Raw genomic sequence first — 15209 nt, forward strand, 5'->3', positions numbered from 1 at the left:
CCACCCCCGTCCGCCCCTCCGCGAACCTGGCCAGCTCGACGAGCGCCGGCAGGTCCTCGGCGTCACGGATCCCGGCGGTCGGGACCGTCGGCGACAACCGCCGCACGTCGAACTCGTCGGCGTCGTACACCGGGTTCAGGTGCACGACGCCGACCTCCCGTGCGGGGTCGAGCCGGCGCCGCCACACCCGCAGCACCTCGCCGGCCAGCCCGGGGGGCGCGTTGTCCCACCCGTCGGAGACGATGACGACCAGGCCGGGCCGTGTCTCCATGGTCTCCAGCGCGTCGATGATCCGCCGCCCGAGCGGCGTGGGCCCGGACGGCCGCGCCATGAGCGGGTCGGTCCCGCCCGACACCCACAGCCCCCGGTAGGTCCCGGCCAGCGCCTCCAGCAGGTAGTGGCAGGCCAGGGCGACCGCCAGCGGCCGGCGGCGCTTCACCGCGGAGCCGTAGGAGGAGAAGCTGTCGTCCAGCACCGCCGTGACGCTCCCCCAGGTGCCGGCCCGCGCGCCGGCCGCCCGCGCCGCCGACGCCCGCAGCGCGCCCACCAGCTCGGCCCGCCGTTCCGCCCGCGCCCGGTGGTCCAGCGACAACACGTACGAGGCCACCCTGACCAGCGGCAGCGCGGCCAGGTCGGCGGCGGTGCGCACGCCGTCGCGCTCCGCAGCGCCCGTCAGCCGCAGCCGTTCCAGCCGGGTGAGGCGTGGCGCGATGCGTTCGAGGAAGACCGCCCGGCTGATGCCGTGCCGGGCCGCGAAGCCCTCGGCGACCGTGTACGGCAGGTCGTACAGGGCGGACTTGTCGTAGTGGGCCCGCCGCCACGCCTCCAGGACGGTCGTCTCGTAGCGGGCCCGGCTGAACGGCGCGAACAGGAAGTCGCCCAGCTCGCCGGCCGGCCGCAGGTGCGCGTGGCGCACGGCCGACTTCACCGCCGCACGGTACTTCACCGCGTCGAAGGCCAGGTCGGGGCGGCCGGCGAGCCAGTCGCGGACGATCGCCCTGGTGCGCCGGTTGTTGACGCCCTCGCGGCGCAGCCGCCCGAAGAGCCGGTAGACCCGGGGCGGGCTCATCCGGCTCAGCCGCCACGCGATCAGCCGCGCGTCCCCGGCCCCGCCCTTCCGCCGCAGCAGGTTGGCGATGATCAGGGCGGCGTTGTGCTCGTTGACGTCGAGCGCCAGGGTGAGGGCGTACAGGTCGGGATAATTGCCCTGGATGTAGTCGTGCAGGAAGCCGAGGGAGATCCGCTGGTCGCCGGCCTGGCTGTGGAACTCACGCTGCCCGGTCGAGGTGATCGCCGCGTTGGCGAAGAGCAGCAGGTCTTCGCACTCGATCAGGTCGGCGTACGTCTCCATCGGCTCCCCCCGGGTCGTGGACTGGCCGGGGAATGGGGGCACGAGCTGCGAAGCATCGCTTCAGAGGCGGGTTCCGGAAGTCGTACCGAAGTCCCGCGGCCAGTCCGGTTCCGGACGTTACCGGCGAAGCTGAGCGGAAGCGAGGTGTTTTACGCCGCCGCCTGCCCCGCGTCGACGGCCCGCAGGTACTGCTCCAGCCCCGCGAGGTCGTCGGTGTTGATGTGGTCGACGTCGGCCGCCACGAGCTCCCGCCAGAGCGCCTCCCTGGCCGGGCCGGCCGCGTCGGGGGTGGCCCAGAAGCGTACGCGCTGGCCGTCGCGGTGCGCGGTGGCCACGATCTGGTGCAGCTTCTCGCGCTCGGCGGCCGGCATCTCGCCCTCGCCGGTCCAGGAGAAGTGGTTCGTCCAGTTGTCGCTGATCAACGGGATCAGTCCGGGGTCGCCCTGGCCCAGGTCGGACAGACGGCCGTCGTAGAAGGCGAACCGGCGTTCCTGCGCGGCCATGAGGTCGCGCGGCCGGTCGCCGCTGATGACCACGGTCACCGCGCCGGGCTTCACCTTGCCCTTGTGGTACGTGGTGAGCATCGTGCGGTAGCCGCGCAGCACCTCGCCGAGCGCCGTGTAGGTGGCGGCGCCGTTGTTCTTGATGTCCACCAGCAGCTGGAGCCCCTGCCGGGTGCCCGGGTAGACGCTGCCCGCCCGTACCCGCTCGGCCAGCGGGTCCAGGTAGAGCGCCTGCAGCGTACGGCCCGGGCGCAGGTCCTCGGGGTCGTGGCCGACCAGCAGCTCGCCGTCCACCAGGTAGATGTCCGCCTCGACGCTGGTGAAGCCGTGGTCGAGGGCGTCAAGGAGCGGGCGTTCGTGCTCGTAGTCGTTGTGCGCGTGGGCGCGGGCGAGCGGCTGCACGCCGCCGGCGGCCGACGCGGGCAGGACTGTCAGCGGGGCCGCCAGCAGCATGGCGCCGGCGGCGACCAGCACGCCGAATGCTCGACGTAACATCGCATCTCCTTCGTCGTGAGGGATGCACGCCACGCTAACCGGCAAAAGTGTGACATAAGTGGCTATTGGTGGAACTACGGGAGATCGCGTACCGCCCGCGCCCGGATCTGCCCGAGCGTCTCATGGCTCGCCTTGATCACCGACACCAGCACGTACGCGACCAGCAGCAGCCCCAGGCAGAGCGCGTCGGCCGCCCACCACGGGATCGCGGCGAGCAGCAGCTGCCCGTCGCCCCCGGTCAGCGACCTGATCCCGACCGTGACCAGCACCACCACCAGCCCGACGAGCACCCAGCTCCGAGCCCGCGGCAGCCCGCCCTTCGTCCACAAGCGGATCCGCCACCCCATGAACACGGCCAGCACGCCCAGCAGCGCGCAGGCCCCGATCAGCCACCACGGCAGCGTGAACGCCGGCTGCTGCGGCGGCGGCCCGGCCGCGGGCGGCGCGGCGATCTGCGCCCGCGCCGTACGCAGCTCCGCCTCCGCCTGCTCCTTGGCCTGCACGGCCGCGTCGAGCTGCTTGCGCAGCTGGGCCACGCTCTTCTCGTGCCGCGTCGGCGGCGGCGCGGCCTCGGTCGGCAACATCCGCGCCACCACGGTCAGCATGATCGCGATGAACGCCAGCGCCAGCACGATCGTCATGAACAGGTCGATGAAACGCAGGTCGAGCGGCGGCGCGAACGACCGCGCCGGACGCCGCCTCACGGCTCCCTCACCAGGGTGTACTTCTGCGGCCTGCTCTCCAGGGCGTTCAGCCGCTCGACCGCGGTGCGCAGCGCGTCCAGCCCCTTGACCAGCTCCTCGGTCCGGCCGCGCGACTCGGCGAGCTCCTGCGTCAGCCCGTGCAGGGCGGGCGCCGCCTGCTTGGCGGGCAGCCGCGCGATGTGCACGAGGAACACCTCGTCGGCCGCCGTCACCCCGGCACGCTCGGCCCGCTCGACCAGCGCCATCGCCCCGAACGCGACCACGCTCAGGAACAACGCGATCAGCGTCACGCCGAACGCCGAGGCCAGCTCGGGCAACACGTGCTGCTTGAGCGCCGTGATCAGCGCACCGGGGTCGCCCTGGTTGTCGAGCGCCCCGGAGAACGAGGTCACCATCGCGGCCATCGTCAGCGCCGTGCCGATGAAGCCGAAGACCGGCAGCGCCCAGATGAGCGCGTGGTCGAGGTGGTGGCGGTTGGCCATCTCGTTCTCGTCCAGCGCCGAGCGGGCGCTCAGCACGGACTCGCAGTCGTTCCCGGCCTCGGCCGCCTCCCTGAACAACTTCAGCCGCCGCGCCACCAGCGTGTCCTCGCCCGGCCGCACCGAGGTCACGTTCGCCACCGCGCGCGCCGTCGCCGCGTTCTCACGCCGGATGTCCGGCACCGCCCGCACGATCCTCAGCACGGCGGTCAGGAACACCGCGAAGATCAACGTGACCACGAGCTCGGCGGCCGGCGGCGCGGTGGTCGCCCCGACCGCCCCGAGCATCCCTTCCACCACTCCGGCCGCGTACAGCACGAACGACCCCAAAACGCCCACCAGGGGCGCGAACACCGAATGCCGCCAGACGTCCCTTGACACCCTTCACCCTCACTCCGGCCCAAGAATTGTCAAAGAACACCTAACCACACGTAAAGCACTCATTGCAGGCAGTCAGCACCACCCGCCCCAAAGACTCGGCCCGGCGAGGGCGGCAGGCGGCAACGACCCGCCCCGCCGCCTCCGCCGCAGCTCACCCCAGCACCACTGATATAGGCCAAACGGCGCATTAAACGAGAAACGGAATTAATGGGGCAGACATCGATCTCACGCTGAGCTCGACCGACCACGTGCAGTGCGACCTGGTCATCAATCCGGCCGCGACGATGCCCGCGTTCGTCATCGCGGACACCGATCCGATGTGGCCGTTCGCGACCCATCGACGAGGCGATAGAGCGCGCTGCTGCTCGGCGTCAAGCCGGGCTCCGTGCTGCTGTCCGTCGAGGACCTGCTCCGCGACGGCAACGGGCGCCCCTGGGCGGTCCGTCAGATCCGGTGCCGGGCGACCGGGCGGTGTTGTCCGTCCCCGGCCGGCGCCGCCACGCCGGGCAACAGCGACGGTGGCCGGAAACACGAAACCGCCCCTTACCCGCGCGATTCGCGCAGGTAAGAGGCGGTCTCGATGTCGGTGGAGGTGGCGGGAATCGAACCCGCGTCCTTCAACCCCAAGTCAGGGCTTCTCCGGGCGCAGCCTGCTGTGCTTTTCTCAGCCCCGGCGATCACGCAGGCGAGTCGCCGACGGGCTCAGCCACTGTTTGATTTCCCGATCGCCCCCGTGGCCGGGTTGATCGGTTGAGCCTTCTAGCGATGCCAGACACCGGGCCGAAGGCACTCCCGGGCTGACAGTGGTTTCGCTGCTTAGGCAGCGAGGGCCAGGGAGTCCCTGGCCGCCACAGTGCTCTTGGAATTGGCACTTGTTGTTTGCGGTCACAGGATTAACGAGGTTATGTCCGCAGTCCTCGGCCCGCTTCACCTGGCTTGCAAAGTCGAAGTCGAAGCCAGTCACCCCCTGTGCAGTTGTCAACACACCTCTTACGTGAAGAGATGAGCAACAAGAATGTACATGGGATAACACCCCGAACGCCAACTTGATTCCCGAGCGGCGAAACCCCCGGGAGCACGGCGCACGCGCACACGCTCCCGGGGGCCGACCGGCAGGGTCGAGCCGGTCCGGACGGCAGGGCTTCCCCCGAGATGAAGCCCTGATCTCATCACGGCGACTGGGACCGCAACCCCCCGAGCGGGCCCAGTCACTCAGTAAGACGCAGCCCGGGGTCCGGATGGTTGCTCCCCGTCACGACATTTTCACGGGGTGCTGCCGAGGCCCGCGAAGAAGCTGCCGGCCACGGCCGCCGCGTTGTAGTTCTTCGCCAGCACCGCCACGGCCACGTCGCCCTGCCAGCCGACGAACCAGCTCTGCTGGCCGCCGGCCGCCGCCGTGACGCCGTAGACCTTGCCCTTGCCCGCCTGGGCGGGGCTGCCGGCCGCGCCGGCCCGCATCATGGCGGTCAGCGCCGTACGGACCTTGGGGTCGACGGGCACGGGAGACGGCTGCGTGGCCGGCAGCGGATCGCCGGCCGGATCGAGGGCCTTGGGCTCGGTCACCAGCAACGGCGGCCGCCAGGTGCCGGAGGCGACCGCCCCGGCCACGAGCGCCATGCCGAGCGGGCTCACCTCGACGTTCTGGCCCGCGATGGCCTTGGCCTTGTCGGCGTCGCCGGACAACGACGGCAGCGTGCCGCTGAACGACCTCAGCGGCAGCCGCCACGGCTTCTCCACGCCGTACGCACGGGCGCTGTTGGCCAGGTCGTCGGCCGAGACGCGGCGGGCCAGCGAGGCCAGCGCGGTCACGCAGCCCTTGGCGAAGTGCTGCTGGAACGTGGCCGACGTCGAGGTGCCGGTGGCCTGGCCGACCTGGACGAACTTGGCCCCGCCGACCGTGCGCTCCTGCGGGCAGGCCAGCCGCTGCTTGGGGCTCACCCCGCGCTTGAGCAGCGCGTCGGCCGCCACGATGGAGAACGCCGTGCCGGCCGGGAACTTGCCGGCCAGCGCGTCGCGCTCCTGGTGCATGCCCTTGGCGGCGACGGCGAGGATCTGACCGGTATCGGCCTGCACGGCCACCAGCGCGCTCGTCCCGGTGTCGGCCACGGCCTCCTCGGCCGACGTCTGGGCGGCCCGGTCGATGGTGGTCTTCACCGAGACGTTCCGCCGGCCCGGCCACTCCTCCAGCAGGGCGGCCTGCCTGCCGCTCTTGAGGTCGAGCGTGATCACCTTGGTCTGCGTGGAGCCCGTCAGGTAGTCCTGGTAGGCCTGCTGCAGGCCGTTGCGGCCCACCGAGTCGCCGGCCCGCTGCGGACCGCCGAGCTTCTGCTCGGTCTCGGGCGTGAGCGCGCTGACGCTGCCGACGATCTGCCGGGGCGCGTCGGGGTTGACGGGCTGTTCCTGCGGCTCGACCTCGATGCCGTCGATGGCCTCGAGCTTCGGGCGCATCGACAGATAGCGCGTGCGGCCGAACGTCACCAGCTGCACGAACTTGTCGGGCGGCGAGGAGCGGACGCGGCTCAGCAGCCGGTCCTGGGCGTACCCGGTGATCTCGGACAGCTGCGCGACCACCTCCTCGGCCCGGTCGCCCAGCGCGGCCGGGTGCACGCCCGCGACGTAGAGGACGGTGTCGCTCTGCAGCGGGTCGCCGGCCCTGTCGAGCACCGGCTGGCGCGGCACGGGCTCGGTGTCGACCGCGAACCGCTGCCCCTCCTTGAGCTGCGGATGCAGCACGGACGGCGACCAGCGCACCTTCCACACGCCGTCCACGAGATGCAGCGGGAGCACCCCTTCGTACTGCCACAGGGGGTTGTTCTCGCCCAGGTCGACCTCGGCGTGGAAGTCGGCCTGGGACTGCTCGCCCTCGACGCTGATGCCGGTGATCCGGAAGCGGAACGAGGCCGCGTCGAGCTCCTGCTTGGCGTCGGCCAGCGCCTTGCGGACCTTGGCCGCGTCGCCGTCGGTGCGGCCGGCGGCCAGGTCGTAGTCCTCGGACTGCCAGCCGACGAGGAAGTCGCGCACCGCCTCGTGCGGCGAGGACTCCTCGAAGCAGCCGGTCAGGGTCGTCGCCGCGACCGCCAGGGTGACGGTCGCGGCGAGGGTGCGGCGGGCACGTGTCATGGGTCGCGGTGCCGCCGCTCTCATCGGTTGCGGTGCCGCAAGGCCCGGGCCATCTCCCGCTTGGCCTGCTGCTCGGCCAGGGACTGCCGCTTGTCCCAGTCTTTCTTGCCGCGCGCGACGGCGATCTCGACCTTGGCGCGGCCGTCCTTGAAGTAGAGCGCCAGCGGCACGATCGTGAGCCCGCCCTCCTTGGTCTTGGCGGCCAGCTTGTCGATCTCCTTGCGGTGCAGCAGCAGCTTGCGCTTGCGCCGGGCCGCGTGGTTGGTCCACGTGCCCTGCGAGTATTCGGGGATGTGGACGTTGTGCAGCCACGCTTCGTTGCCGTCGATCATGGCGTAGCCGTCGACGAGCGAGGCGCGGCCCTCGCGGAGCGACTTCACCTCGGTGCCCTGCAGCACGAGACCCGCCTCGATGGTGTCTTCGAGGTGGTAGTCGTGCCGAGCACGTTTGTTCTGGGCGACGATCTTCCGCCCGGTCTCACGTGGCATGCTTCGACTTTACCGGCGGCGGGCCCCGAGGCGGTTCATGAGCACGGTTACACCCGGAGGTAGCGGCGCAGCGTCACGAAGGAGGCCAGCACACAGATGAGCACGCCGATGACCATCGTGATGGAGATGGCCTGGGCGACGTCGTTCCAGGTGAGCTGGGCGGTGACGTCCCCGAAGTAGCCGGCGATCTCCTCGAACAGGAAGACCTTCGTCACGATGAGGATGACCGCCGCGAAGACGCCGCCGATCAGGCCCGCGATCGTGCCCTCCATGACGAACGGGAGCTGGATGTAGAGGTTGGAGGCGCCGACCAGCCGCATGATGCCGGTCTCGCGGCGCCGGTTGAACGCCGACAGCCGCACCGTGTTGCCGATCAGCAGGGCCGCCGCGAGCACCAGGATGATGGCGACCGCGAGGGCGTAGAAGGAGAGCTTGTCGAGCAGGTCGAAGAACTTGGCGATGAGCTGTTTCTGGTCCATCACCTGCGACACGCCGGGCTGACCCTCGATCGCCTGGATGATCGGCTGGTAGTTGTCCGGGTCGACGAGCTTGACCCGGAACGACTGCGGCATGTCCTCGACCTTGGTGGCCTCGACGAGGGCCTTGTTGGCCGAGTACGACTCCTGGAAGTTCTTGTACGCGCTCGCCTGGTCCTCGAAGAACACTTCCTTGACGCCCTGGATGCCCTTGATGTGGCCCTCGAGCGCCTTGGTCTGCGCGGTCGTGATGGCCTTGCCGTTGCACGCCGGCATGGCCGATCCCTTGTTGCAGAGGAATACCGAGATCTCGACCTTGTCGTCCCAGTACCCCTTCATCGCACCGACCTGGGCGTTGATCATCAAGCCGACGCCCAGCATCGCCATGCCGACAGCCACGGTGATGATCACCGCGATGGTCATGGTCAGGTTGCGGCGGAGGCCGATCCAGACCTCGGAGAAGATGAAATTCGCCCGCATGTTGTGTCAGCAGCTCCCTGTCAGTACGCCTGGCCGTAGACGCCACGCGACTGGTCACGGACGATCTTGCCGTCCTCCAGCTCCACGACGCGCTTGCGCATGGAGTCGACGATGGCCGCGTCGTGCGTGGCCATGACGACCGTGGTGCCAGTCCTGTTGATGCGGTCGAGCACCTTCATGATGCCGATGCTCGTCGCGGGGTCGATGTTGCCCGTCGGCTCGTCGGCCAGCAGGATCATGGGCCGGTTGACGAACGCGCGGGCCATGGCGACACGCTGCTGCTCGCCACCGGACAGCTCGTCGGGCATCCGGTGGGCCTTGCCCTCCAGGCCGACCAGCTCGATGACCTCGGGCACCACCTTGCGGATGAAGCGCCGCGGCTTGCCGATGACCTCCAGCGCGAACGCCACGTTCTCGTAGACGTTCTTGTTCGGCAGCAGCCGGAAGTCCTGGAACACGCAGCCGATGCGGCGACGCAGGTGAGGCACCTTGAAGTTGGAGAGGCGGGCCAGGTCCTTGCCGGCGACGTGGATCGCGCCGGAGTTGGGCCGCTCCTCCTTGAGGACCAGACGCAGGAACGTCGACTTGCCTGATCCCGAGGGACCGACGAGGAACACGAACTCACCCTTGTCGACGTCGACGGAGACGTGGTCGAGGGCGGGCCGGTTCTGGTTCGTGTAGACCTTGGTGACATTATCGAAATGGATCACGAGAGCATCACGGCATGCCAGTCTAGGGGTCAGGACGGAAGCGAGGGTGGCATATGCCCACTTCCCGCCGCCGACCAATCGGGTTACGTCTTCTTTACTGATGATCGACGTTCCGATTGGCCAGACGACAGTCTAGGGGGAAGACTGGCATGGAACGTCCATAACGGAAACAAAACGATTGTGCGGCTAGACTTGGGGCTGTCATGAGCTGTGAACACCTCGTATGCGCGCAGTGCGCCCACCCCGTGATCGAGGGCCGCTGCCCCATGTGCCGCGCCAGCAGAGAGCGGATGCACCAGCACGGCTTCGCCGGGCTGTCACCCGCCCTCATCGCCCTTCTCCTGATCGCGCTCTTCCTGCTGACGCTCGCGATCAACCACCTAAGCGGTCTCTGACTCCTGCCGCCGCATCCAGCGGATCTCCGACTCGATGAACTCGTCGAGGTCGCCGTCGAGCACCGCTGACGGGTTGCCCGCCTCCGTGCCCGTGCGCAGGTCCTTCACGATCTGGTACGGGTGCAGCACGTAGTTGCGGATCTGCGTGCCCCACGACGTGGTGGTGGCGCCGCGCAGCTCCGACATCTTCTCCGCCTCCTCCTGCCGCTTGCGCTCCAGCAGCTTGGCCTGCAGCACGTTCATCGCGGTGGCGCGGTTCTGCAGCTGCGAGCGTTCGTTCTGGCAGGAGACGACGATGCCGGTCGGGATGTGGGTGATGCGCACCGCCGAGTCGGTGGTGTTGACGCCCTGGCCGCCGGGACCGCTGGAGCGGTAGACGTCGACGCGGATCTCGTCTTCGTTGATGTCGATGTGGTCGGTCTGCTCGACCACCGGCACGACGTCGACGCCGGCGAACGACGTCTGCCGCCGCCCCTGGTTGTCGAACGGGCTGATGCGGACCAGCCGGTGGGTGCCGTGCTCGCCCCTGAGCGTGCCGTAGGCGTAGGGGGCCTTGATCGTGAACGTGGCCGACTTGATGCCGGCCTCCTCCGCGTAGGAGGTGTCGTAGACCTCGGTCGCGTAGCCCTTGCGCTCGGCCCACCGCAGGTACATCCGCAGCAACATCTCCGCCCAGTCGGCCGCGTCGACGCCGCCGGCCTGGGAGTTGATGGTGACGAGCGCCTCACGGGCGTCGTACTCGCCCGACAGGAGGGTGCGGACCTCCAGGGCGCCGATGTCGGACTTGAGTGCCTGGAGCTCCTTGTCGGCCTCGGCGCGCGTGTCGTCGTCGCCCTCCTCGGCCGCGAGCTCGTAGAGCACGTTGAGGTCGTCGAGGCGGCGCGCGACGCCCTCGACGCGGTTGAGCTCGCCCTGGAGGTGGGAGAGCCTGCTCGTCACCTTCTGGGCCTGGTCGGGGTCATCCCAGAGATCGGGCGCGGCAACCTGCTGCTCCAGCTCCGCGATCTGCTTGCGCATCGCGTCGAGGTCGAGCACGTCCTGGATGCTGCGGAGTGTCCCCGCGAGCTCGTTGATCTCTTCTGCCGGATCGATGCCTGCCACGTCTCCCAAGGGTACGCGACCGGCGCGCGCCCGAATAACATGGCGAGGTGCGCGCATACGGTCGGCGGAAAATGCTGGCGATCGCCGCCGGCCTGCTCGCCGCGGCGACCGCCTGCACCGGCGATGCCCGATCGGACCCCACGAGGTCGGCCACGACGGCCCCGCAGGCCCCGTCGCCCTCGCCCGCCGAGCCGGCCGTCACCAGGGACGAGGCGGCCGAGGTCTTCAGGGAGATCACCCTCACCGACGACGCGTTGCGGGTGGCGAGCGACCTGCAGGGGCGGCTCGCGCTGGCGACCGACATCACCGCGGGCGGGCAGACGCAGCTCACGGTGGCGGCCTACCTGTCCACCGGCTACGCGCCGCCGCGCTACAGGTGGGGCACCCCGACGCTCTACGTGCCGAGGTTCGAGGCGGGCGAGCGTTCGCCGTGGTTCAGCGCGCTGACGACCCGCAACGGGCAGCCGACGCTGCTGACGTTCGCCAGGTCCGACCGCTGGCGGCTCAGCTCGGCCGCCCAGCTGCTGCCGGGCGAGGAGCTGCCCGGCATCCGGCTCGACGCCGACGGCTACGCCGGCGCGGTGCCGGCCGACGACAAGAGCGTCACGATCAGCCCGCAGTTCATGGGGCCCGTGCACGCCAGCGTGGCCGAGACCGGCACCGCCGGCTCGACCGCCGGCCTGCTCGCGCCCGGCCCCTACACGACCGACGTGGCCGAGCAGATCGCCACCTACCGCGAGACGGCCAAGGCCGACGGCTTCAGCTACGACTCCATCTTCAGCGCCGACAACTACCCGGTCTACGGGCTGCGCACCGAGGACGGCGGCGCGCTGATCCAGTACTCCCTGTCGCGCACCACGTCCACGAAGAACGTGACCAACAAGTCGTACATCATCCCGGTGCCGGAGGAGGCGGCCTGGGCGATCTCCTCGCCGTCGGTGCCGCGCACGCTCCGGCTGACGGAGATCCACCAGTACGCCACCACCGTCCCGCCGCTGAGCACCCCCGCGCCCGCCGAGGTCATCGCCCACGACGGCGCCCTCACCCGCGCCACCGGCGCCTGACGCGCGCTCTCGGCCTCAGCGCTCCAGCGCCTGTCGCATGCGCAGGTAGACCTTCTCCTGCTCCCGCAGCAGGGCCGCCGCTTCGTGGTCCTGGCGCTCGATCGCGGCGTCCAGCAACGACCTGAAGGTGGCGTCGCAGAGGTCCAGCAGGGGCCGCGTGGAGCGGTGATCCTTCCCGAGCTCCCGGAGCCATCGGGCGACCTCGTTCGCGTGCTGGGGGCGGCGCGCCGGGTCCTTGGCGAGCAGGGAGAGCACGAGCGCGTCCAGGTCGCGGTCGCCCGTCCTCGGGGAGGGCGGCGGCGCGCTCAGGTGCCCGTACATGGCCTGGGCGATGTTGGCCGCCGGGAAGGGCACCCGGCCCGTGCAGAGCTCGTAGAGCACGCAACCCAGGGAGTAGAGATCCGCGCGCCGGTCCACGGCGGCGCCGCCGAACTGCTCGGGCGCCATGTACGCGGGCGTGCCGACGGTCAGGCCGGTCCTGGTGATGCGGGTGACGTCGAGGGCGCGGGCGATGCCGAAGTCGCAGATCTTCACCGTGCCGTCGTCGAGGATCACGATGTTCCCGGGTTTCAGGTCGCGGTGGACGATGCCGAGCACGTGGGCGGCGGAGAGTGCCTCGGCCAGCCGGCGGCCGATCTCGAAGACCTCGGAGAGCTCCAGCCCGTCCGCGTGGTCGCGGATCACGGCTCCGAGATCCCTGCCGTTCAGCAGCTCCATGACGATGAACAGGCGTCTTCCGTGCCGGTCGACGTCGAAGACGGTGGTGACCCCGGGGTGGTTGATCCGTGCGGCCAGCCTGCCCTCGCGCAGGAAGCGCCTCGCCTCGCTGCCGGAGCTCGGGGCCATCAGCTTGACGGCTACCGGGCGGTCCAGGCGCAGGTCCAGCGCACGCCAGACCTCGCCCATGGCGCCCCGGCCCAGTCGTCTCTCCAAGCGGTAGCGGCCGCCCAAGTCCATGCAACGCATTCTTCCACCAGAGGGCTGAGCAACTTCGGTTGACTATCTCCGAATTAGTCAACTACGGTTGCTTGCATGCCGGCAGAAGAAGTTCCCCATCCGCAGGATCCCGCCGACGCGCTGGCGGCCGTCGTGGCGCTGCGACGGCTGGCCGATCGGCTCGAGGACGCCGCCGTGGAGCAGGCCATGCGCGAGGGCTGGAGCTGGCCGGAGGTCGCCGAGGCGCTCGGCGTCACCCGCCAGGCGGTCCACAAGAAGCACGCCAAGCGGCTCATCGCGGCCGGCGTGACGTTGAGGAGACGAAGTTGAGCACCATCGACCACTACATCCAGGCGATCCTCATAGAGGCGGGGGCCGAGGCGCGGGAGGAGGGGGCCGCCCTGATCGAGGCCCACCACCTGCTGCTGGCGCTCGCCGCCCACGAGGGCACCGCGGCGCAGCGCGTGCTGACGGCGGCCGGCCTCGGGCCGCGGGCCGTCAGGGACGCGCTGGACCGTGAGTTCGAGCACAGCCTGAGCGCGGCCGGGGTGTCACTCGCCGCCTTCGACCTGCCCCGGGCCACCCCCGACCCGAAGGACACTCCGAAGATCGGCGCCTCGGCGCGGCTCGCGCTCGAACGCGGCTTCGGCGCCGCCAAGGGCAAACGCGACCTGCGCCCCGCCCATCTGCTGCTCGGCGTGCTCGACACCGAGATCGGCACCGTGCCCCGCGCCCTCGCCCTGGCCGGCGTCGACCGGGCGGAGCTGATGGCCCGCGTACGCGACACCCTCCCCGGCGAGGCGTGGTGAGCGGCGTGATCGAGGTCGAGGGGCTGCGCATGCGCTACGGCTCGGCCGACGTCCTGCACGGTGTCACGTTCCAGGCGCGCCGCGGCGAGGTCCTCGCGCTGCTGGGACCGAACGGCGCGGGCAAGACCACCACGATCGAGATCCTGGAGGGTTTCCGCGCCCGCTCCGGCGGCCGGGCCGAGGTGCTCGGCGCGGATCCCGCGCGCGGCGACGAACGCTGGCGGGCCAGGATCGGCGTGGTCCTGCAGTCCTGGCGCGACCACGGCAACTGGCGCGTCCGCGAGTTACTGGCCCATCTGGGCGCCTACTACGCCGCGTACGCCACCCCGAGGATCCCGCGGCCGTGGGACGCCGACCGGCTGATCGCGGCGGTGGGCCTGACCGAGCACGCGGGCAAGAAGATCAAGACGCTCTCGGGCGGGCAGCGGCGCCGCCTGGACGTGGCGATCGGCCTGGTGGGCCGCCCCGAGGTGCTCTTCCTCGACGAGCCGACCGCGTCGTTCGACCCGCAGGCCAGGCACGACTTCCACGACCTGGTGCGCGACCTGGCCGACGACGGCGAGACCACCGTCCTGCTCACCACGCACGACCTGGACGAGGCCGAGAAGCTGGCCGACCGCATCCTCGTGCTGAACGGCGGCCGCATCGTCGCCGACGGCACGGCCGCGGAACTGGCGCGGCGGATCGCCGGCGAGGACGAGGTGCGCTGGCTCATGAACGGCCGGCGTTTCGTCCAGAAGACGGCGGACTCGACCGCGTTCGCCCGCGACCTGTTCGCCCGGCACGGCGAGGACGTACGCGAGCTGGAGATCCGAAGGGGCTCGCTGGAACGGACGTACCTGTCGCTGGTGCGCCAGGCGGAGGCCGGGTCATGACGGCGCTGCGCGCGGGCTGGGCACGCGGCCTGGCCGAGCTGCGGCAGTCGTTCACCAACGGCCCCGAGCTGTTCTCGCATCTCCTGTGGCCGGGGTTGATGGTGGCGGTGCTCTTCTTCGTCAGGGACGTCTCGTTCGGCGGGCTGCCGCTGGCCGCGCTGGCGCTGCCCGGCATCCTCGGGATGAACGCGGCGACCGGCATGATCAGCATGAGCCAGCAGCTCACCGCCGACCGGGAGGACGGCACCCTGCTGCGCGCCAAGGCGACCCCGCACGGCATGCCCGCGTACCTCGTGGGCAAGGTGATCTCGGTCTCCGGCGGCGTCCTCGCCGATCTGGTGATCTTCCTGGTGCCCGCGGTGTTCCTCGTCGACGGGCTGCGGATCGGCCCGGGATCGTGGCCCACGCTGGCCTGGGTGCTCGCCCTCGGCCTGGTCGCGACCCTGCCGCTCGGCGCGGTGCTGGGCTCGTTGTTCCCGTCCGCACGCGCGCAGGGGCTGGTGCAGCTGCCGTTCATGGCCGTGATCGGGATCTCCGGCGTGTTCTACCCGCTCACCGCGCTGCCCGCCTGGCTGCAGGTGATCGGCCAGCTCTTCCCGATCTACTGGATGGGGCTCGGCATGCGCTCGGCCCTGCTGCCGGACTCGGCGGTGGCCGTCGAGGTCGGCGAGTCCTGGCGGCACCTGGAGATCGCCGGCGTGCTGGGCGCCTGGGCCGTGCTCGGCCTGCTGCTGGCGCCGGTCGTGCTGCGCCGGATGGCGCGGCGGGAGTCCGGCTCCGGCGTGGCGGCCCGCCGGGAACGCGCCCTGCGGCGCGTCGGCTGACGCGCGTGGCGGCCGCCT

16 protein-coding genes and 1 other RNA gene are annotated in these 15209 nt (G+C 70.6%); 6 read left to right on the plus strand and 11 right to left on the minus strand.

Annotated elements, in window-relative coordinates; translation table 11 throughout:
* From C1J01_RS09570 to ftsE, 9 genes are all read right to left on the minus strand, one after another.
* Positions 1–1393 (minus strand): hypothetical protein (locus tag C1J01_RS09570; RefSeq protein ID WP_220039814.1); only part of this gene is annotated, 1393 nt, incomplete at its 3' end.
* Positions 1394–1500: 107 nt separating this feature from the next.
* The gene (locus C1J01_RS09575; RefSeq protein ID WP_111178225.1) at positions 1501–2349 is read right to left on the minus strand and encodes a phosphatidylinositol-specific phospholipase C/glycerophosphodiester phosphodiesterase family protein; all 849 of its coding nucleotides are present in this window, start codon (positions 2347–2349) and stop codon (positions 1501–1503) included.
* Between the two features lie 74 nt (positions 2350–2423).
* Positions 2424–3053, minus strand: a complete 630-nt coding sequence (locus tag C1J01_RS09580) for a hypothetical protein (protein ID WP_111178227.1) — start codon at positions 3051–3053, stop codon at positions 2424–2426.
* Positions 3050–3913 carry a hypothetical protein gene (locus C1J01_RS09585; RefSeq protein ID WP_146615527.1) on the minus strand — a complete coding sequence of 288 codons (864 nt, stop codon included), beginning with the start codon at positions 3911–3913 and terminating at the stop codon, positions 3050–3052. Before C1J01_RS09585 ends, C1J01_RS09580 begins: the two co-directional genes overlap by 4 nt.
* Positions 3914–4497: 584 nt before the next feature.
* Positions 4498–4881, minus strand: a transfer-messenger RNA (tmRNA) gene (gene ssrA, locus C1J01_RS09590).
* Positions 4882–5176: 295 nt separating this feature from the next.
* Positions 5177–7033: a penicillin-binding transpeptidase domain-containing protein gene (locus C1J01_RS09595; RefSeq protein ID WP_111178231.1), complete on the minus strand. Its 1857-nt coding sequence runs from the start codon at positions 7031–7033 to the stop codon at positions 5177–5179.
* Between the two features lie 20 nt (positions 7034–7053).
* A complete protein-coding gene (gene smpB, locus C1J01_RS09600) occupies positions 7054–7521 on the minus strand; it encodes an SsrA-binding protein SmpB (protein ID WP_111178233.1) in 468 nt (155 codons plus the stop codon).
* Between the two features lie 47 nt (positions 7522–7568).
* A complete protein-coding gene (gene ftsX / locus C1J01_RS09605; protein WP_111178235.1) occupies positions 7569–8477 on the minus strand; it encodes a permease-like cell division protein FtsX in 909 nt (302 codons plus the stop codon).
* A 20-nt stretch (positions 8478–8497) separates the two neighbouring features.
* Positions 8498–9187: a cell division ATP-binding protein FtsE gene (gene ftsE / locus C1J01_RS09610; protein ID WP_049564761.1), complete on the minus strand. Its 690-nt coding sequence runs from the start codon at positions 9185–9187 to the stop codon at positions 8498–8500.
* A gap of 203 nt (positions 9188–9390) precedes the next feature.
* Between ftsE and C1J01_RS09615 the strand changes: the two genes are divergently transcribed.
* Positions 9391–9582 (plus strand): hypothetical protein, encoded by a 192-nt coding sequence (locus C1J01_RS09615; RefSeq protein WP_111178237.1) that lies wholly within the window; start codon positions 9391–9393, stop codon positions 9580–9582.
* Here C1J01_RS09615 and prfB read toward each other — a convergent pair.
* Positions 9568–10683 carry a peptide chain release factor 2 gene (gene prfB, locus C1J01_RS09620; protein WP_111178239.1) on the minus strand — a complete coding sequence of 372 codons (1116 nt, stop codon included), beginning with the start codon at positions 10681–10683 and terminating at the stop codon, positions 9568–9570. The two genes, C1J01_RS09615 and prfB, sit on opposite strands and share 15 nt — an antisense overlap.
* Before the next feature lie 47 nt (positions 10684–10730).
* Between prfB and C1J01_RS09625 the strand changes: the two genes are divergently transcribed.
* Complete coding sequence (locus C1J01_RS09625; protein WP_146615528.1) at positions 10731–11747, plus strand: DUF8094 domain-containing protein; 1017 nt, start codon at positions 10731–10733, stop codon at positions 11745–11747.
* 15 nt (positions 11748–11762) lie between these two features.
* Here C1J01_RS09625 and C1J01_RS09630 read toward each other — a convergent pair whose 3' ends face one another.
* On the minus strand, positions 11763–12704 hold the full coding sequence (locus tag C1J01_RS09630; protein WP_181448665.1) for a serine/threonine-protein kinase: 942 nt from the start codon (positions 12702–12704) through the stop codon (positions 11763–11765).
* A 75-nt stretch (positions 12705–12779) separates the two neighbouring features.
* Between C1J01_RS09630 and C1J01_RS09635 the strand changes: the two genes are divergently transcribed.
* From C1J01_RS09635 to C1J01_RS09650, 4 genes are read left to right on the plus strand one after another with little or no spacing between them, the layout of a single operon-like run.
* On the plus strand, positions 12780–13013 hold the full coding sequence (locus tag C1J01_RS09635; RefSeq protein ID WP_111178245.1) for a hypothetical protein: 234 nt from the start codon (positions 12780–12782) through the stop codon (positions 13011–13013).
* Positions 13010–13492 carry a Clp protease N-terminal domain-containing protein gene (locus C1J01_RS09640; protein ID WP_111178247.1) on the plus strand — a complete coding sequence of 161 codons (483 nt, stop codon included), beginning with the start codon at positions 13010–13012 and terminating at the stop codon, positions 13490–13492. The genes C1J01_RS09635 and C1J01_RS09640 overlap by 4 nt, the downstream gene beginning before the upstream one ends.
* 5 nt (positions 13493–13497) lie before the next feature.
* Positions 13498–14367: an ABC transporter ATP-binding protein gene (locus tag C1J01_RS09645; protein WP_438943109.1), complete on the plus strand. Its 870-nt coding sequence runs from the start codon at positions 13498–13500 to the stop codon at positions 14365–14367.
* The gene (locus tag C1J01_RS09650; RefSeq protein ID WP_111178249.1) at positions 14364–15191 is read left to right on the plus strand and encodes an ABC transporter permease; all 828 of its coding nucleotides are present in this window, start codon (positions 14364–14366) and stop codon (positions 15189–15191) included. The genes C1J01_RS09645 and C1J01_RS09650 overlap by 4 nt, the downstream gene beginning before the upstream one ends.
* Positions 15192–15209: the final 18 nt, after the last annotated feature.

Origin of the sequence: Nonomuraea aridisoli, assembly GCF_003236395.1 — a bacterium.
Classification (GTDB): domain Bacteria; phylum Actinomycetota; class Actinomycetes; order Streptosporangiales; family Streptosporangiaceae; genus Nonomuraea; species Nonomuraea aridisoli.